Origin of the sequence: Leuconostoc fallax KCTC 3537, assembly GCF_000165675.1 — a bacterium.
In the GTDB taxonomy this organism is placed as follows: Bacteria; Bacillota; Bacilli; order Lactobacillales; family Lactobacillaceae; genus Leuconostoc_B; species Leuconostoc_B fallax.
Genome location: NZ_AEIZ01000023.1, coordinates 65,180 through 85,456, shown reverse-complemented (window position 1 = coordinate 85,456; position 20,277 = coordinate 65,180). Strand labels below are relative to the sequence as shown.

Below are 20,277 nucleotides of genomic sequence, written 5' to 3'. Positions count from 1 at the left end.
GCAGTTTGTTGAGTTGGTGCAGTTTGTTGAGTTGAAGCAGCTTGTTGAGTTGAAGCAGCTTGTTGAGTTGAAGCAGCTTGCTTAACAGCAGGTGCTTGTGTTTGTGTTGTCGTTGTATTACCTGAAAGGCTAGGGATTACCAATGTTTTACCAACAAAGATTGAGTTGACATTGGTAATGTTATTTGCCTTAGCGATAGCAGATACACCAGCTGAAGCTTGTGCATCACCGTAAGTTGCGACGGCAATCTTGTTTAATGTGTCGCCAGATTTAATTGTATAGTTTGAGTCAGCAGATGCTGCGCTACCGCCTGCAATAAGTAATCCTGCAGCTGCGGCTGTTCCTAGAATAGCTTTAGTAAAGTTAGTAGCGATAGTAGTCAATTTGTTTCCTCCGTTTGTGTATATCAATAACAATGTTACGAATACTATTCTGAACCTTAGCGATTACAGTGATATTACTTCACTTTTTTAAACAAGGACAAAAATGGATTAATGTTAAGCGCGTGATATATTCTTAAATTGATTACTATTTTTAAGTCAGTGAGATGACAATTTGTAATATTATACATACTACTAACATATAATTAGTAGATTGATTGATTATATAATAGAAGAAAATACAATTTTATCTTAATTTTATCTATATTAGTTGGAAAAACCGAGGTGAGAATATGGTAATACTTTATTATGATCAATATACTATCAATGATATGACTTATTACTTGGCCGTCGATGGTCAGTTGAGTTTGAGCTTTGTGGGTTCTCCAAATCATGGCCTGTCAGAAATACATCAGTATATTCCTGATGCACATTTAATAGAAGATAACATGCGGACGGTGGGTGCTGCACAATATTTACAAGCATACTTTAATGGTGAAGAATCACCAATTAGTCAACACATTACTTTTCATAGTGGTACTGACCTACAAAGAGCAGTTTGGCAAACGCTATTAACAATTAAGCGGGGACAAACATGGAGCTACAGCCAATTGGCTCAAAAAGTCGGCTATCCCAGCGCTGTCCGAGCAGTGGCAACAGCTGTTGCAAAAAATCCAGTATTATTCGTTGTGCCGTGCCATCGCATTATTCGTCAAAATGGGGATATTGGACAATATAGAGCAGGAAAAGATCTTAAACGGCAATTATTAATGATGGAAAAAGCGATTGTTTAGTTAACATAATATCGGTACTTGAGTATTATAAACGATGTAAAAGCTTGATATCATAACATTTATAGCGTTAACCGAGACTTGACAAAAAGCGGTTAAACAGCTAAAATTATATTTGTTAGTATTTAGTCGCAGACTGCTCGTTTGCGACTTTTGTTATTGAAAGGTGGTCTTTGTGGCAGGTAAAATTCCGCAATCTTTTGTTGACGAAGTTCGCCAAAAAGTTAATATTATAGATGTTATTGGTCAATATACTGAATTAGTTAAACGTGGCAAGCAGTATAATGGTTCTTGTCCATTTCATGATGATCATCATCCATCACTTTTTGTCGATGAAACGAAGCAAGTATATAATTGTTTTTCGTGTGGTCGTTCGGGTTCGGTTTTTCATTTGTTATGGAAAAAGAGGGGTTGAGCTTTCCTGAAACTGTATTGTCGTTGGCTGAGTCTGTTGGTATGACTGTCAGCCAACAAATGGCCTCTAATGTAACCCATCAAACAGACGGCACGACGCAGCAAATTTATCAGTTATATGTTGATGCGCAAAAAATGTACCAACATATCTTGTTAAATACAACATCTGGTGAAAAGGCACTGGCTTATCTTCATAATAAGCGTCAATTATCTGATGATATTATTCAGACTTTTGGTATTGGCTTTGTACCGGAAGACAATGTTTTATTGCAATATGCTCAAGATAAGGGTATATCAAGCAATGTGTTAAGTCAGTCAGAGCTTTTTATTGAAAATAATTCTGATGGTAAGTTGCGAGACCGTTTTTCGGGTAGAATTGTATGGCCCATCAAAAACGATCGTGGACAGGTTGTTGGCTTTTCTGGTCGTTCTCTTAGACCTGATGATCAGATCAAGTATATGAACAGCCCTGAAAGCCCATTTTTTAATAAATCAAAACTGCTCTATAATTTTGATTTAGCAAAAGCAACCATTAGACAGACGAGTACGGTATTCATATTCGAAGGTTTTATGGATGTCATTGCAGCGCATATGGCAGATACATTGTCTGGTGTGGCAACAATGGGTACAGCATTGACCAAAGAACATATTCAACTGGTTAGTCGGTATGCAAAACAAGTCATGCTCGTCTATGATGGTGATGAACCGGGGCAACGCGCAGCCAAGCGTAGTATTCATTTAATTCGTCAATATGCACCAAAAATCAAAATGGGCATTGTCCTGTTACCTGATAATTTGGACCCGGATGAAATGAGAACTCAACGTGGTGTTGATAACTTAAAACGGGCGTTGCAACAGAGTGTTCAAACACCAGTAGAATTTCTAATCGAGAATGCGCGTTTCGGAAAAAATTTGAGTAATCAATCGCAATATCTGAGTTTTATCAACGACGCATTGACGATTATCGCAGAAGCAACACCCGTCGAACAAGATATTCAAATTAAACGATTAGCTAATGAATTTAATACGTCTCAAAGTGCATTACAAGCGCAATTAGCACAAATTGTAACGCAGACATCAGTAACACATCCCAAACGTTCTAATGGCACACAAAATGATGTTGAACAGGCCAAAAGTTCTTTTGAAACGGTTGATGTTAATCACAGTATTACAAGAGTTGAGCAGGCTGAACGGGCATTGATCATGGCCATGATCAAGTCACCATCAGTATTAGCTTATGTTAAACAGACAGAGGGTTTCGCTTTCATTCATTCCGATTATCAGTTATTAATGATGCTGGTTGACATTTATCATAACCAGCATCCAGCACAATTTGATTTAGCGCAATTTATGGATTTTATTCAAAAACCAGAGTTGAATCAAAAATTAATGGCTATGGAACGTGTATTCGGAGATCTTACCATTAATGATGAAGCGATTCATGATTATTTACACATTATTGTCGAAGAAGCACCATTAGATGAAAAAATTAATCGTATTCAAGAAAAGCTGAATATTGCTAAAGCGCAGCATGATCAGACACAAATGATTACATTAATGACAGAACTGATACAGCTTAAACGTCAAAAGCAACAATATAGTTTATAATTGAGTTATATGAGCATTGCATTACAGGAGAATATATGGCTACTATTACAGCATCAAGTAAAATCTCAGATATTAAAGCATATTTAGATCAACATCATGTTTCCTACAATAGCCGCGCCAAAAAAGCTGAGTTGTTGGCCTTAGCTCAAGGTAAAACACCAGAAGAAGCAGCGGCTGCAGGTAAAGCATCAACACATAAAAGAAGTACTAAATCTGGTCCTATTAAAAAATCCAGAATATGACAAAGCATTGAAGGCTTTGATTGCTGAATTTAAACCTTTGAAGCAGGTTAAGTACGATGATTTAGCAACGCGTTTGGCGCAACCTTTCTCTCTAGATGAAGAGAATATTGAACGCATGATGGAAAAAGTTGAAGATGCTGGTATTGCCATTGTTGATGAAAAGGGCGATCCAGCACCGGAAGTATTGCGTGCTAAGCAAAATAAGCCTAGTAAGGAAGAATTAGCTGCGGCTGAGGATACACCGGCTGGCATTAAAATTAACGACCCGGTACGTATGTACTTAAAGGAAATTGGTCGTGTGTCATTGCTGAAGGGTGATGAAGAAATCGAAATCGCCAAGCGTATTGAGGCTGGTGATGCTGATGCTGAAATCGCTAAACAAGAGTTGGCGGAAGCTAACTTACGATTAGTGGTATCGATTGCTAAGCGTTATGTTGGCCGTGGTATGCAATTCTTGGACTTGATTCAAGAAGGTAACATGGGGTTGATGAAGGCCGTTGAGAAATTTGACTATCAAAAGGGATTCAAGTTTTCAACGTATGCAACATGGTGGATTCGTCAGGCCATTACACGTGCTATTGCCGATCAAGCGCGTACAATCCGTATTCCAGTGCACATGGTTGAAACGATTAATAAATTAATTCGTATTCAACGACAATTGCTTCAAGATTTGGGTCGTGAACCATTGCCTGAAGAAATTGGGGCTGAAATGGACCTAGTACCAGATAAGGTCAGAGAAATTCTTAAAATCGCACAAGAACCTGTTTCATTAGAAACACCAATCGGTGAAGAGGATGATTCACATCTTGGCGATTTCATTGAAGATAATGAAGCTGTTTCGCCAGCTGATTCTGCGGCATATGAAATGTTAAGAGAGCAGCTTGAATCAGTATTGGATACGCTGACTGATCGTGAAGAAAATGTATTGCGTTTGCGTTTTGGTCTTGAAGATGGGCGTACCCGTACTTTGGAAGAAGTAGGTCGTGTATTTGGTGTAACCCGCGAACGTATCCGACAAATTGAAGCCAAAGCACTACGTAAGTTAAGACATCCAAGTCGTTCAAAGCAATTGAAAGATTTCATGGACGAGTAACATGAGTAGCGTTGATAAAAGCGGTGGGTAACCGCTTTTTTGCTATACTGAGTGAGTATAAAGTTATTAAAGGAAAAACAGTAAGTATGGATAGTACACATCTTTCGCTACGTTTACAAGCCGTAGCAAACTATGTAAAAAGGGCGCAAGGATAGCTGATATTGGTTCGGATCATGCTTATTTACCAGCCTATTTAGCACGTCATCAACAAATTGATTATGCTATTGCTGGTGAGGTGGCACGTGGACCGTTTGATAATGCAAAGCATGAAATACAGAGTCAGGGTTTGGCAGACATAGTCCATCCACGCTTAGCGAACGGCTTGAAAGCTATAACGCCGGACGATAAAATCGACACTGTGATTATTGCCGGTATGGGTGGTATTTTAATTACCGAAATATTATCTGCTGGGTTAACCCAACATCAGCGTTTTCCCAATCTCATTTTGCAACCCAATACCGATGAGTTTATTGTGCGTGAATGGTTAATGAAGCATGATTATACGATTCATTCAGAAAGTATCGTGCAAGAGGGAAAGCATTTTTACGAAGTAATGATGATTGAGCAGGGTAAACAAACATTATCCCGACAAGATATTTATTTTGGACCGGTGCTAAGTAAACAAAAATCACCTACCTTTAAAGCGAGATGGGAAAAAGAATTGGAGCGTATTCATATTATTTTGTTGAAATTACGACAAGCAAATAAAATGAATACACAAGCTTACGATGAATGGTCTCAACGTTATCAGGAAATTCAAGAGGTATTAAATAGATGATTGCACAAGAATTAATCAATGAAATTGAAAAATTTGCACCTAAAAATTTAGCTGAAAAAGGCGATCCAATTGGTTTGCAAATTGGGGACCCAACACAAGAAATTCATAAAGTTATGACAACGCTGGACGTACGACCAGAAGTTGTTCAAGAAGCAATTGAAATGAATGTTGATTTTATATGGGCACATCATGAAGCTATGTTTCACCCTGCCAAAAATCTTGATTTATCTGTGCCACAAAATAAAATGTATGCGCTACTTATCAAACACAATATTGTGGTTTACGCTTCTCACACGAATTTGGATGCGACAAAGGGTGGTATGAATGACTGGTTAGCAGGGAAGCTGGGTTTAACACATGTACAACCATTAATCCCTAATGATGATGGTGAAACCGGTCTTGGACGAATAGGTGAACTGGCAGAACCCATAACAGTCGCTGAGTATGCAGAAAAGTTAAAACATACTTTTAATGTAAAAGCTGTACGTGTTATTGCGCGAAATTTAAATCAAGCTATCCAAAAGATTGCGGTCTTGGGTGGCGATGGCGGTCGCTACTGGGACGTTGCTCAAGCTAAAGGGGCTGATGCCTACATAACAGCAGATGTGTATTACCATGTTGGGCACGCTATTTTAGCTAATGATTTTATTGTCATTGATCCTGATCATCATATGGAGGCCATTGCGAATCAGAAAATGGCAGAATTGGTCTGGCAGTGGCAAATTGAACATAAATGGGATTTGGAATATATTAATGTAACACATGAGAATACGGATCCTTACCAATATATCTAATGCTAGTGAAAGGGATGTAATCAAGCTGATTAGCGTGATTGCGAATACGAAATAATGATAAACGAAAAATATCCAGAATTAATGAATCGCTTTTTGCGTTACGTAAAAATAGATACACAATCAGATGAAGATTCAAAGACGATTCCTTCTTCGCCAAAAGAGGTGGCCTTCTTAAGAGATTTGTCTATGGAATTGGAAACGCTTGGATTGGAAAATGTCCGGACGATGCCTGATGGCTATGTCTTTGCTGAATTATCAGCGAATATTGATGACGATAACGTCCCAACAATTGGGTTCATTGCGCACGTTGACACCGCTGATTTTAACGCTAAACAGGTTAACCCTCAAATTATCCCCAATTATGATGGCCATTCGGAGATTGTATTAGGCGATAGTGGCTATAAGTTAACTGTGTCGGAATTTCCAAGCTTAAAAAAGTATATGGGGCATACTTTAATCACAACGGATGGTACGACATTGCTTGGTGCGGATGATAAGGCAGGGGTTGCTGAAATTGTATCTGCTATTCAATATTTAGTCACACATCCAGATGTTAAACATGGTGCATTACGTTTTGCATTTGGGCCGGATGAAGAAATTGGTATTGGTGCTGATCATTTTGATACTGATGCTTTTGGTGCGGATTTTGCATATACAGTTGATGGTGGGCCATTGGGTGAGTTAGAGTGGGAAACATTCAACGCAGCGGATGCCCGAGTAACAATTGCTGGTCGTAATGTTCACCCTGGGACGGCTAAGAATAGCATGATTAATGCGATTCAAGTGGCCATGGACTTTCATTCACAGTTACCTGATCATGATCGGCCAGAAAACACTGAGGGAATTGAAGGCTTTTGGCATTTGATGATGATTGAAGGAACACCTGAAAGTGCTACGATGCGCTACATTGTGCGTGATCACAATCGTAAGCAATTTGAAAATCGCAAACAAAAATTAGTTGATATTGCCGAACAATTTAATCAAAGATTTGCGCATGAGCAACGCATTACTGTGACAATCAATGATCAATACTACAACATGGGTGAAATTTTGAAAGACGATATGCGTTCTGTGAATCTAGCTGAAGCAGCGATGCGGTCACTAGATATTAAACCAATTATCGAACCCGTAAGAGGTGGTACAGATGGGTCTAAAATAACGTTCTTAGGATTACCAACACCTAACTTATTTGCTGGTGGAGAGAACATGCATGGCCGTTTTGAATACGTTTCAGCACAAGTGATGACTCAAGCAACGGATACGATTTTAAAGATTATTGCACTATCCCAGCAGTGATTAACAGGATAAATAAAAACTCGAACATTGACGGTAATGTGTCAACATTCGAGTTTTTATTAATTTTCGGTTTTATTCTGTGGTATTGCACGACCAGAAATAGCTGGAATTGCAATCAGTGCAACTTCGCCAACAATAATGGCAATGATAGCAACCCAAACAAATGAGTAGCTAGCACCAGTTAATTGAGAAACGATATAGCCAAGAATTTCACCAAAAACTGCAGACCAGAAGGCCACTGTTAAATATTTCATATCTTCACCTCATTAACAATTAGTATAATACGCTTTTCACAAAATTTAGCAAGTCTAAGACCATAAATTCAGTATAATAATACTTATGAAGGTTTAAGACGTGTTAGGAGGCCAATGATGTATGCACCATTACAGATTTTTAGTAGTTATAGCCTATTAAAAAATCCCAATACAGTGAATGAAATTATAAGTAAAGCTAAAGATAGAGGATACCAGGCATTAGCCTTAACTGACGTTAACAATCTTTATGGCGCAGTTGAATTTTATCATGCAGCACAGCAACATCATATTAAGCCGATTTTGGGCGTCACATTACATGTTGCGGGTCTCGTTAACACTGCAACTGCATTTCCTGTTATTTGTATTGCTACTAATGACATTGGCTATCGTAATTTAATGCGAATATCCTCTATGAAAATGACACAAGATGATCAGCAACTATTGTCATTTAATCAATTTAAACACGATTTAGCAGGTATTGCTATTATCTTGCCACATGATAGTGAAATCGGACAGCTCATTGGCACTCAAACATCGGTTTTAAATGAGACATGGCAGCAATTAACTACTTTGCTGAATCATGATGATTTATATGTTGGCATTCATCCTTTTTTGGCACCTCAGATTCTTCAAAATTTAACTGATTTTGCACAAAATAATCAAGCACAACTGATTGCTTTGGACGACGTTGATTATTTAGACCCGACAGATGCCTTTACCACACAAGTGTTACGCGCAATTGATACGAATACTAAGTTAGAAGGAATCGAGCTATTGCGACAACAAGAAGGGGCGCATGTACTGAGGCCGTTTCACGATATCGACCAGGCCTATCAGGCAACATCGACATTACGGCGTGCGTTTGAAAATAATGAGCAATTAGTGGATAAAATAAATGTTAGTATCGCATTTAAGCAAGTTAACTTACCACAATTCGTCACCCCTCATGAACAAACGAGTATGCAATATCTTGAGCAATTAGCAACTGAAGGGCTTAAGCAACGCTTAATTAAAAATAAATCATCTCATGATACTTATGTTGAGCGATTAAATCATGAGTTAGCAGTGATTAATGCATTAGGTTTTAGTGATTATTTCTTAATTGTATGGGATATTCTTAATTTTGCACACACACATCATATCCAAACGGGACCTGGTCGTGGCTCGGCAGCAGGTTCTTTGGTAGCGTATGCTCTACATATAACTGATGTTGATCCAATTCAATTTGGTTTACTATTTGAGCGTTTCTTGAATGCTGACCGTGTTCAAATGCCAGATATTGATATTGATCTACCAGATAACAAGCGTGAACAAGTGCTCGATTATCTCCATCAAAAATATGGTCATCGTAATTTTGCACAAATTATCACATTTGGTACTTTAGCTGCTCGACAGGCTTTAAGGGATACTGCACGTGTCTTTGATTTGTCGCAACGAGATATTAGTCGTTTGAGTCACACTTTGCCAAAAAATTACATTTTACACTGCAAGAAGCAATCAATGAAACACCACAATTATCAAAGTTACTGGGTGAATTACCGCATGGCCAGTTAATCTTTGATACGGCTCAAAAAATTGAAGGTTTGCCGCGTAATGTATCAACGCACGCTGCTGGTATTGTGTTAAGCGAATCTCCTTTAATTCAGACACTGCCTGTTCAAAAGGGCAGTGAAGATAAATTATTAACACAGTTTGAGAAGGATACGGTTGAAAATCTAGGATTATTGAAAATTGACTTGTTAGGGTTACGTAATTTAACATTGCTCAGTCAAGCGCTTTATTATGCCAAACCTTATTTACCAGATCATTTTGATATTAGTACAATTCCATTAGATGACCCTCAGACCTTAGCATTATTTGCTAAGGGAGATACAGATGGTGTTTTCCAGTTTGAATCAGCAGGAATTAAAAACGTTTTGAGACGTCTACAGCCAACAACATTTGAATTGGTCGCAGCTGTTAATGCATTGTATCGACCAGGCCCAATGCAAAATATTAATCATTTTGTTGCCAGACGGCATGGTAAAGAACCAGCGTCCTTACCGGATGCTAGTTTGAAAACAATTTTAGCTCCAACATTTGGTATTATTGTGTATCAAGAACAGGTCATGCGTGTGGCAGAAACTTATGCTGGTTTCACATTGGGTGAAGCTGATATTTTACGTAGTGCCATGTCTAAGAAAAATGTTCAAAAAATGTCTGAAATGCATGATAAATTCATTCAGGGCGCCATTGCAAAGGGTCACGAACATCAGCAAGCTGACAAGATTTTTAACTATATCGATGAATTTGCTAATTATGGCTTTAATCGTTCGCATGCGGTGGCTTATAGTAAAATGGCTTATCAGCTCGCTTATTTAAAAGTTAACTATCCAATTGCCTTCTTTGTGGCCTTGTTAAATGCTAATCTTGGTAATCAAGATAAAGTGCGCTTATATGTTACAGCAGCCAAATTACGGCACATTGAAGTGAAGGCCCCAGATGTTAATCAATCTGAACGTTTTTGGACGATTAACCAAGAATCGTTACAAATGGGATTGAATAATATTCGTGGTGTGCGCACTGATTTTGTAACAGCTGTACTAGCTGAACGACAGGAAAATGGCGCCTTTCATTCGATACAGAGTTTTATTCGTCGCATACCCGAAAAATTACGTAAGCAAGAGGTGCTAGAGCAACTCGCTTATGCTGGTGCTTTAGATCATTTTGGGTATAACCGCGCTGAGATATTGCGTGCTTTGCCAGACCTAATTGATGCAGCGAATTTTGGCGATTTGATTCTAAACGAAACGAAAATAGCTCAGGTTGAGGAATTGGCATTAACAGAGCGATTAAATAAAGAAAAAGAAGTCATTGGTGTCAACTTATCAGGGCATCCGCTGGATGACTATGGCACTTTTATTTCAGAACATCAACTGACACAAATTGCTGATATTAAAGAAGCCGACCAGAAAATTGGTGTTTTGGGCTTAATCGATGGTGTGCGTACGATTCGGACTAAAAAAGGCGATTTAATGGCTTTTGTTAACATATCCGATACAAGCGGTAGTTTGAGTGTAACGGTTTTTCCTAATCTCTATCAAAAGGTACAAGATATCTTAAAAGTTGGCCAAATTATTTTAATATCTGGTAAAACCGAGACAACACGACAAGTTAGCTTGATTGCGCAACAGTTAAATTTGGCACCGAAGCCAACTGTATCAAAAACGTCTTCACGCACTTGGTTTTTGCAGTTTGATGCGCAACACGATAATGATGACAATAAAAGGCGCGTGAGTGATGTACTAAAAAAGCATCACGGGCCGATACCCGTCGTTGTGCATTGGCAAAATACTGGAAAAAGTTCACAATTAGAACAAAAATATTGGTTGAGTGATGAAACCGGTATCATCCGTGATTTAGCGCCTTTGTTGGGCGCAGATAATATTATTTTCAGACGATAGAAAAATTTTTTCATTGTTTTCATCTTGTACATTTACGAAACAATGTATAAAATAGACTTTGGTTAATGTTGCACAAGCAACTATAAAGATTATAAGGAGTTTATCTAACCATGAAGAAGACGAAAATTGTCTCAACACTTGGACCGGCGTCATCAGATGTCGAAACTATCGTAAAGTTAATTGAAGCTGGTGCAAACGTATTCCGCTTTAACTTTTCACACGGAGACCATGAAGAGCATTTGGCGCGTATGAGTGCCGTTCATGAAGCTGAAAAGATAACTGGTAAGATTGTTGGTATCTTGTTGGATACAAAGGGTGCTGAAATCCGTACAACAAAGCAAGCTGACGGTAAGATTGAGTTCCATACTGGTGATGTTGTTCGTATTGCTATGGACGAGAATCTTGAAGGAACTAAGGAAAAGATTGCCGTAACTTATGCTGGCTTGTTTGACGATGTCAAAGAAGGCGGACAAGTATTGTTTGATGATGGTTTGTTAGGTACAACTGTTATTGAAAAGGACAGCGCTAATCGTGAATTAGTTGTTCGTGTTGAGAACGATGGTATCTTGGGTTCACGTAAGGGTGTTAATGCGCCTGGTGTTTCAATTAACTTACCAGGTATTACTGAGAAAGATGCTGATGATATTCGCTTCGGATTGGATCACGAAATCAACTACATCGCTGCATCATTCGTTCGTAAGCCAGAAGACGTTCTTGAAATTCGTTCATTATTGAAAGAAAAGAACATGGAACATGTTCAAATCATTCCTAAGATTGAATCTCAAGAAGGTATTGATAACCTTGATGCTATCTTGGAAGTTTCAGACGCTTTGATGGTACCACGTGGTGACATGGGTGTTGAAATTCCAGCCGAAAACGTTCCTTTGGTTCAAAAGGAAATGATTCGTAAGATGAACAAGTCAGGTTTGCCAGTTATCACGGCTACTCAAATGTTGGATTCAATGGAAGAAAACCCACGTCCAACACGTGCCGAAGCTTCTGACGTTGCCAATGCTGTATTCGATGGTACAGATGCAACAATGCTTTCTGGAGAATCAGCTAACGGTGAATATCCAGTCGAAGCAGTTGCAACAATGGCAGCTATCAATGAAAAGGCTGAAACTGTATTGAAGCAATACGGTCGCCATGAAACAACTTTCTTTGATGAAACAGATACAACTGAAGCAGTTGCTAACTCAGTAGCTGAAATTGCACGCAACATTAATGCTAAGGCAGTTGTTGTGTCAACAAACTCAGGCTACACAGCCCGCATGATTTCAAAGCATCGCCCAGATGTTGATATCTTAGCTATCACATATTCAGAACGTGTACAACGTGGTTTGACATTGAACTACGGTGTTGCTCCTGTTGTATATGAAGCCCCACAAACTGTTGATGAAATGGTTGAATTGGCTAAGAAGGCAGTCAAGGAACAAGGACTTGCTACTGATGGTGATACAATTGTTATCGCTGCTGGTGTACCAATGTCACAATCTGGTACAACTAACATGCTTTCAGTACAAACAGTTTAATGACAAATAAAAAAGCGGTTATTTAACCGCTTTTTTGTTTGCGTATTTTGATTTGTGATAGGGGTTTTATTATCAGCAAATGCTTGTGCTGCAGTAATAACAACATAGATGACTAATACTAGAATCACAGTAAGTATGAAGGCACGCAAGGGATGAAAGATAAAATGTTTGATTTTATTTGAATTTGAGGTGTGGTGATGATGTTCATCAGGATCGAATTTACCTTCAACAATGGAAGCATTAGCTGCGTAGGCAAAACTATCAGTATCCACGGCTTTAGCTGATGATTCGTAGGGAACAACTGTAATGGAACGAATAGTCGGTTGATGAACCTTATGGGCATCGCGATTGTTGAGAATGTTAGAACGAAAACCATCAATAGCAATTAATAATCGACTTGATAAGGATGCGGTTATACTTTTTAATTGCCTATAAGATGTTGATATTGGTATTTTCATATAATTTCCTCCGTAACTCTCTTAATTATAAGAAATTTAAATCTTTTTTATATGGTATTTAAGGATTGCAATTATTTTATAAACAAATTTAGCGCTTCTTAATCTTTTGTTGTTGTGATTGTTTTATAATGAAATCATGGACAAAAGTGAATTACAATTATATCGAGATTATCTTGAATTTGAACGGCTATATTCTGCGCAAACAATTAAGGCTTATATGATTGACATTCATGAATTTGTAGATTTTTTGAAGCAAAATGGTGGTTTTACATCTTATGCGAAAGTGCAAACATTGGATATTCGTGTGTATCTTAATGATTTGTATGAGCGCTCATTAGCTAGAACAACAATCGCTAGAAAAATTAGTAGCCTACGTATGTTTTATCAGTTTTTAGTGGCAAACCACGTTCTAGAAGATAATCCTTTCGAAAATGTTGCGCTACGTAAACATCAAAATCATTTACCAGAATTTTTTTATGAAGAAGAAATGAAGGTACTTTTTGATACTGCCTATAATCAACATACAAAATTGTGGCAGAGAAATGCCGCGTTATTGGAATTATTGTACGCAACAGGAGCAAGAGTCGCTGAAATTGTTAATTTACGATTACCACAACTTGATTTTTCAAAGAAGTTAGTTTTACTTCGCGGAAAAGGTGATAAAGAACGGTATGTTCCATTTGGTAAGTTTGCAGATCATATACTACAACGTTACACGCAGGAGTTGAGACAAGAATTACTAACACAGTATCAGCAAGATCATGATTTCGTTTTTGTTAATAATCGTGGTGCACCATTAACGACTGCAGGCGTGTCGTATATTTTGTCACAATTAATGAAACAGTCCTCATTAAATGGTAAAATACATCCGCATATGTTGCGTCATACGTTTGCTACACACTTGTTAAATCATGGCGCTGATATGAGAACTGTTCAAGAATTGTTAGGGCATGTTAATTTATCCACGACGCAAGTTTATACGCATGTTACACGTGAGAGCCTGCAGAAAAATTATCAAAATTTCTTTCCAAGAGCTAAGTTAAACGATACACAATCATCCTAAAAATTGGTAGAATATAAATATTATGATAAAACTTGAAAATGAAGAGATTAAAGTAGAGATTAATGAGTTAGGTGCTGAGCTATCTAGTGTATGGCATAAGCAAGCAAAATTAGAGTACATATGGACTGCTGATCCAAAATATTGGGGAAGACATGCCTCAAATCTATTTCCAATTGTTGGACGATTACGTGGCGATCAATTCCAAGTTGCTGGTGAAACTTATTACATGAACCAGCATGGTTTTGCCCGTAATTCTACGTTTACGGTGGTGGAAAGTAGTGCGACCAAGGTTATCTTTCGTTTAGGAGATACACCAGAAACACATCGTGTCTATCCTTTTAAATTTCAATTTGATATTAGTTATGAGCTCACTGATGACAATGTTTTGCATATTGCGTATATTGTGCATAATACGGATACGGCAGAATCTTTGTTCTTTAGTGTTGGCGGACATCCTGCCTTTAACTTACCATTAGATGGCGGTAAGTTCTCAGACTACTATGTTTCTGTTGAACCGGAAAAATTTACGATCGCATTCGCTTAGTTGGTCCTTATTCTAATCCATCACAGCCAACACCATTTGATGCCAAGATTCCATTACGATTACGACAAGAAGACTATCATGATGATGCGATTATTTTGCGATTAGAACGTCAAAAAACATCGTTATTATTGGCACGCTTGGCCAATCAGCACGGTATGCGTATGACATTAGACAATGCGCAGTATGTCGGTATATGGACACCAGCAGGTAAAGAAGCGCCATTTATTGCGATTGAGCCATGGTGGGGCTTAGCAGATACAGTTGATGCTACCGGTAACTTCAAAGAAAAGTATGGTATTAATGTACTTGCAGCAGGCGATACTTTTAATGGCACGTATAGTCTGTCATTTTTCTAATTTTATAACACATTCTTAAAAATATTTAATAATTTAGTTGACAAAATAATTTGTTCTGTTAGGATTATAGTATAAATTAAAAGTGAGAACGACATGAATAAGAAATCCTTGAAATTAAATAGCTATTATTACTTCTGGTTTACCTAGGCCGTCGCATCAAGTGCGTCGGCTACCGACGCACTTGGTGACCTGAAGTTTTTTCAAGATTTCAAGCACTAAGTGTAACAACACTTAGTGTTTTTTATTGAAAGAGGATCCTTTCTATAAGACCACATATAGTGTTGTGCTAACACTGTATGTGGTTTTTATATTCTTAATTTAAAATGAGAGGATTAATATGGAAAATAAGATTAATGTAACAAAATTGGATGAAAAAATCATTAATAGTGTTCGGCTGCTTGCCAATAAGATGATTACCAAGGCAGGTTCTGGACATCCTGGTATCGCGCTCGGCGCTGCACCTGCATTGTTTGAGTTATATGCGAATCAGATGATGCTCGACCCCAAGAATCCTAATTTTGAAAATCGTGATCGGTTTGTATTATCTGCTGGTCATGGCTCTGCCTTACTGTACAGTATGTTACATACGGCAGGGTTTGCGATTACTGGAGAGGATCTGGCTGCTTTTAGACAGTTCGGTAGCATAACACCGGGTCACCCTGAAGTTAACGTTACACCTGGCATTGAAGCGACAACAGGTCCTTTAGGACAGGGATTGGGTATGGCCGTTGGTATGGCAATGGCTGAAGCAAAGTTACATCATCAATTTCCTAATGTGATTGATCATTACACATATGTTTTGGTTGGTGATGGTGACCTCATGGAAGGCATTAGTCATGAAGTAGCTAGCTTAGCTGGTCAACAGCAACTCAAAAAATTAATTGTGCTGCATGATGATAATGATATTACTTTAGATGGTGAGAAATCGCGCAGTGATATTACGGATATGCCGAAGAGATTTGAAAGCTATGGCTGGGACGTTAGAAAAGTAGCAGATGGTAATGATTTGATTGCCATTCATGATGCGATTGAAAATGCTAAATTGTCACCCGAACCATCATTCATTTCAATTAAAACGATTATTGGTGAATCTGGTCCTTTTGCTGGAACAAGTAAAGCGCATGGCACGCCGTTAACGGAAAAGCAACTTAACACATTAGCAGATAATCTTGATGTAACATTATCAGGGTTTGAGATTGATACAGATTTACGGCAAAATATTCAAGAACGAATTGCACAACGCTTAGCGTTACAAAAGCAGCCAACTAAAGACGAAAAATTGGCTTACCAAGCATTTGTACAGCATCATGATATTTCGGATGTTCATCTAGATGCGCTACAGACATTACAAGCTGGGCGTAAAATTGGACACGCTGTTTTGCAAAAGATGAGTCAAGCTGTGCCAAATATTTGGGGCGGCTCGGCTGACTTGATAGCATCGACTAACGCAAATATTGAAGAAAGTGGTGTCTTTTCTTCAGATGATTTAGCTGGGCGTAATATTGCGTTTGGTGTGAGAGAATTTGCGATGTCTACTGTTATGAATGGTATTGCATTGCATGGTGGAACTAAAGTATTTGGTGCAACATTCTTGGCTTTCTCAGATTATATGAAAGCTGGTATTCGTTTAAGTGCACTACAAAAGCAACCTGTTATTTATATCTTTACACATGATAGTATTACCGTTGGCGAAGATGGTCCTACTCATCAGCCAATTGAACAATTAATGGGACTAAGAATGATACCTGGTGTTGATGTCTTACGGCCAGGTAGTGCACAAGAGATTGCGGCGGCTTGGCGTCAAGCCCTCCGCTCAACACAGCGACCAACGATTTTAATATTGAGCCGTGGCACAATTGGCAATGAGACGACTGCAGAACAAGCGGAAAATATTATACAGCATGGTGCAGGTATTGTTGAAACTGATGATCAGCCCGTTGTTAACTTGATTGCAACCGGAACGGAAGTTCAGCTGGCGATGCAGGTTAAACAACAATTAGCTGATCATCATATTGCAAGTCGAGTGGTTTCAATGCCCAATTTGAATCGTTATCTGGAACTCGATGAAAAAGATCAAGCTGCGATCATTGATGAACAAGCGAAAAAAGATGTAGTCATCGAGGCAGGTAATACATTGGGATGGCAATCAGTTGTAGGAAAAGATGGCTTGATATTTGGTATTGATCAATTCGGTGCTAGCGCACAGCCGAATGCGATGATGGTCGACTTTGGACTGACCGCAACACATATTTCACAAAGAATTATGGAGTCGTTACAATGACACCAACAGTTTATGGCTTGATTGCCCACCCAGCGGGGCACTCACTGTCACCAAAAATGCAAAACGCGATGATGAAACAATATCAGATAGATGCGCATTATCACGCGTTTGATATCGCAGAATCAGATTTTGAAACAGCCATCGCTGGTTTACGAGTACTGAATGTTGGTGGTTTTAATGTTTCAACACCCTATAAGCAAAAAATTATCACACAATTAGATGAAATTTCACCTTTAGCACAACGGTTGCAGGCAGTGAATACTGTGAAACAAGTTGGCAATCGTTGGATTGGTATTAATACAGATGGTGATGGCTTTTGGAAGAGTATTTCGGAGCATCAACGTAAACAGAATGTGATAATATTAGGGACAGGTGGCGCTGCGCGAGCAGTGATCGCACAGGCTAAAACTTATGGTGTTCAACATTTGATGGTTTTTAATCGTTATCACAATGATTGGGTGAAACGTCAAGATGCCATTGAAACATTGAGTGATGGTATTGCTTCATTAGAAAATCTGGACAATATTGAACAATTGAACCAGAAGCTTAAGCAAGCAGATATTTTAATTAATGCGACAACAGTAGGAATGGATGATGATCAATCCTTGCTCAGTAAACAGCAAGTTCAACAATTACCACAACATTGTATGGTGATTGATATGATTTATCGTAATCACTACACAACATTATTGAAGGATGCCAATCAGCGTGGGTTGAATATCCAAAATGGCTTGCCCATGTTAGTGCAACAGGGTGCCCTAAGCTTTGAATATTGGTTTGACAAACAAGCTAATATTGATATGATGACAGCAGTTATAGAGGAGAATAAAAAATGATTATTGTAATGAAAAATGAGAATGCAGCGCAGAATTTGGCTAAGGCTTTGGATACACATAATCCGATTAAGCCGGTGTTTGTCCATCAAAATCGTATTGGCTTGGCTGGTGTCAAGCAAATTGATGATGCCCAATTAGCAGATTTTAAAGATGATGTTGTAGAAGTTATCACAAATCATCATGGTGCGATTAAGTCATCACGTGATTTCCACCCTGAAGACACGATTATTAAGACTAAGCATTCAATAATCGGCGGTGATCATTTTGTCTTTATGGCAGGTCCGGATTCTATTGAAAGTGCTGAACATGTGTTGGAAATGGGAAAAGATGTTCAACTCGCTGGTGCAACAATTCTACGTGGCGGTGCCTTTAAACCCAGAACATCGCCATATTCGTTCCAAGGTAATGGTGAAGATGGTTTGAAAGCCCATCGTCAAGCAGCTGATACATTGCAAATGGATATGGTCACTGAAATCTTGGATACACGCGATGTTGATTTAGTTGATCAGTACACAGATATTTTCCAAGTGGGTACACGAAACATGCAAAACTTTGCTTTATTGAAAGCATTGGGTCAGAAAAATAAGCCAGTTGTTTTGAAACGTGGTATGTCAGCCACAATTGATGATTTATTGAATGCTGCTGAATATATCGCTGCTGGTGGTAATGATCAAATCATTTTAATGGAACGTGGTATTCGTACTTTTGATAACAAGTACACGCGTAATACAATGGATGTTAGTGCAATACCAGTGTTGAAGAGCTTAACACATTACCCAGTTATTGCTGATTCATCACATGCTGCTGGTGTTTCTAAGTTTGTTGAGCCAATTGGACTAGCTGCTGTTGCTGCTGGCGCCCAAGGTTTGATGACCGAAATTCATGATCATCCTAAGGAAGCATTTGTTGATGGTGCTCAAGCTTTGACACCTGAGCAATTCAAGCAATTAGCAGATAAAGTCCGTCGTGTAAGAACGGCAATTCAATAATTTGAACTGAAATATTATCGTATGGATTTTGACGGATGGAAAGGGATTAATGATGACAGTAGTACATGTTGATTTAGCGACAAAGCAGTATGACGTAAAAATAGATAATACATTACATCTTAAGATTGGTGAGATGATTCAAGAAGTATGGACATCCAGAAAAGTGGCAGTTCTGACAGATGAAAATGTTGGACCACTATATCTTGCAGATGTCGTCAAACAATTATCTGCTGCTGGATTTGATGTGCTACCTGTACAAGTTCCCGCAGGCGAAGGGTCAAAATCTTTAGCAACAGTTGGTGATGTTGTATCACAGTTAGCGATGTATGGGTTTACACGAGGAGATGGGTTAGTTGCACTAGGTGGTGGTGTCATTGGTGATTTGGGTGGATTTATTGCCTCCACCTATATGCGAGGCATTGCATTTATTCAAATTGCTACATCTTTAACAGCACAAGTCGATTCTTCAGTTGGTGGTAAAACAGCGGTTAATCTAGAAATGACTAAAAACATCATTGGCACTTTCTACCAACCTGACTTGGTGTTAGTAGATAGTACCTATTTAAAGACATTAACTGATCGTGATCTTGTGGAAGGTTATGGCGAAGTTGTGAAAACATCAGCCCTTGATTCTGAAGCATTCTTCCAATTAACTGGCAGTATTACATCAATTGAAGATTTACGCCAACATGCTCCGGAATTATCTGAAAAAGCCATCGCTTATAAAGCTAAAGTGGTGATGGCTGACGAAAAAGAGAGTGGGCAACGTCAATTTTTGAACTTTGGTCATACATTAGGCCATGCGATTGAACTATTAGCTCACGGTCAATTACGTCATGGAGAAGCTGTTGCGATTGGCATGATTGCTATCACATCACGCTTTGAAAGAGATGGTGTTTCTCCAAAGGGGATGACAGATCAAATAAAGCAACGACTAGATGCCGTTGGCTTGCCAACCTCGTCTGAAATTATTGGAACATCAGCATTTTTTGATCAACTGAAACACGATAAAAAGAATCACAATGGTATGCTCAATTTGGTTGGTTTGACAAGCATCGGTCAACCTAAAATTATTAAAAAATCATTATCCGAAATGCCGGATTTTATCTAAATTGAAAAGAGGAT

General features: G+C 38.5%; 14 protein-coding genes and 4 pseudogenes. 15 read left to right on the top strand and 3 right to left on the bottom strand.

Annotated features, from left to right (window positions below; all coding sequences use genetic code 11):
* Positions 1-383: LysM peptidoglycan-binding domain-containing protein (locus LEUFL_RS0107035; protein ID WP_010008446.1), on the bottom strand; the 383-nt coding region annotated here is incomplete at its 3' end.
* A gap of 290 nt (positions 384-673) precedes the next feature.
* Here LEUFL_RS0107035 and LEUFL_RS0107030 point away from each other — a divergent pair.
* The 6 genes and pseudogenes from LEUFL_RS0107030 to pepT all read left to right on the top strand — a co-directional run bounded on the left by LEUFL_RS0107030 (position 674) and on the right by pepT (position 7,396).
* Positions 674-1,174: a methylated-DNA--[protein]-cysteine S-methyltransferase gene (locus LEUFL_RS0107030; protein WP_010008445.1), complete on the top strand. Its 501-nt coding sequence runs from the start codon at positions 674-676 to the stop codon at positions 1,172-1,174.
* Between the two features lie 172 nt (positions 1,175-1,346).
* A pseudogene (gene dnaG / locus LEUFL_RS11975) lies at positions 1,347-3,193 on the top strand (DNA primase).
* Between the two features lie 35 nt (positions 3,194-3,228).
* Positions 3,229-4,528, top strand: a pseudogene (gene rpoD, locus LEUFL_RS0107015) (RNA polymerase sigma factor RpoD).
* A 151-nt stretch (positions 4,529-4,679) separates the two neighbouring features.
* A complete protein-coding gene (locus LEUFL_RS11970) occupies positions 4,680-5,306 on the top strand; it encodes a tRNA (adenine(22)-N(1))-methyltransferase (RefSeq protein ID WP_308736785.1) in 627 nt (208 codons plus the stop codon).
* Entirely contained in the window at positions 5,303-6,100 is a 798-nt protein-coding gene (locus LEUFL_RS0107005) for a Nif3-like dinuclear metal center hexameric protein (protein WP_010008443.1), read from the top strand. The genes LEUFL_RS11970 and LEUFL_RS0107005 overlap by 4 nt, the downstream gene beginning before the upstream one ends.
* A 54-nt stretch (positions 6,101-6,154) precedes the next feature.
* On the top strand, positions 6,155-7,396 hold the full coding sequence (gene pepT / locus LEUFL_RS0107000) for a peptidase T (RefSeq protein WP_010008441.1): 1,242 nt from the start codon (positions 6,155-6,157) through the stop codon (positions 7,394-7,396).
* 59 nt (positions 7,397-7,455) lie between these two features.
* Here the strand turns inward: pepT and LEUFL_RS0106995 are convergent, their stop codons facing one another.
* Complete coding sequence (locus LEUFL_RS0106995; RefSeq protein ID WP_010008439.1) at positions 7,456-7,650, bottom strand: YjzD family protein; 195 nt, start codon at positions 7,648-7,650, stop codon at positions 7,456-7,458.
* Between the two features lie 114 nt (positions 7,651-7,764).
* Here LEUFL_RS0106995 and LEUFL_RS11965 point away from each other — a divergent pair.
* From LEUFL_RS11965 to pyk, 3 genes and pseudogenes are all read left to right on the top strand, one after another.
* Positions 7,765-10,658, top strand: a pseudogene (locus tag LEUFL_RS11965) (DNA polymerase III subunit alpha); the annotation flags it as partial.
* Positions 10,659-10,664: 6 nt separating this feature from the next.
* The gene (locus LEUFL_RS13570; protein WP_373419080.1) at positions 10,665-11,093 is read left to right on the top strand and encodes an OB-fold nucleic acid binding domain-containing protein; all 429 of its coding nucleotides are present in this window, start codon (positions 10,665-10,667) and stop codon (positions 11,091-11,093) included.
* A 110-nt stretch (positions 11,094-11,203) separates the two neighbouring features.
* Complete coding sequence (pyk, locus tag LEUFL_RS0106985; RefSeq protein ID WP_010008437.1) at positions 11,204-12,625, top strand: pyruvate kinase; 1,422 nt, start codon at positions 11,204-11,206, stop codon at positions 12,623-12,625.
* On the opposite strand, the gene LEUFL_RS0106980 is transcribed toward pyk, so the two are convergent.
* Entirely contained in the window at positions 12,622-13,083 is a 462-nt protein-coding gene (locus tag LEUFL_RS0106980; protein ID WP_010008435.1) for a hypothetical protein, read from the bottom strand. The two genes, pyk and LEUFL_RS0106980, sit on opposite strands and share 4 nt — an antisense overlap.
* Positions 13,084-13,219: 136 nt before the next feature.
* Here LEUFL_RS0106980 and xerC point away from each other — a divergent pair, with 136 nt between their 5' ends.
* From xerC to aroB, 6 genes and pseudogenes are all read left to right on the top strand, one after another.
* Positions 13,220-14,146, top strand: coding sequence for a tyrosine recombinase XerC (xerC, locus tag LEUFL_RS0106975; RefSeq protein WP_010008434.1), 927 nt, complete (start codon positions 13,220-13,222; stop codon positions 14,144-14,146).
* A gap of 22 nt (positions 14,147-14,168) precedes the next feature.
* Positions 14,169-15,046 (top strand): annotated as a pseudogene (locus LEUFL_RS11960) (aldose 1-epimerase family protein).
* Positions 15,047-15,383: 337 nt separating this feature from the next.
* A complete protein-coding gene (tkt, locus tag LEUFL_RS0106965) occupies positions 15,384-17,327 on the top strand; it encodes a transketolase (protein ID WP_010008433.1) in 1,944 nt (647 codons plus the stop codon).
* Positions 17,324-18,163, top strand: coding sequence for a shikimate dehydrogenase (gene aroE, locus LEUFL_RS0106960; protein ID WP_010008431.1), 840 nt, complete (start codon positions 17,324-17,326; stop codon positions 18,161-18,163). The genes tkt and aroE overlap by 4 nt, the downstream gene beginning before the upstream one ends.
* On the top strand, positions 18,160-19,152 hold the full coding sequence (gene aroF / locus LEUFL_RS0106955; protein ID WP_010008430.1) for a 3-deoxy-7-phosphoheptulonate synthase: 993 nt from the start codon (positions 18,160-18,162) through the stop codon (positions 19,150-19,152). Before aroE ends, aroF begins: the two co-directional genes overlap by 4 nt.
* A gap of 52 nt (positions 19,153-19,204) precedes the next feature.
* On the top strand, positions 19,205-20,263 hold the full coding sequence (gene aroB / locus LEUFL_RS0106950) for a 3-dehydroquinate synthase (RefSeq protein WP_029508702.1): 1,059 nt from the start codon (positions 19,205-19,207) through the stop codon (positions 20,261-20,263).
* The last annotated feature ends 14 nt before the right edge of the window (positions 20,264-20,277 follow it).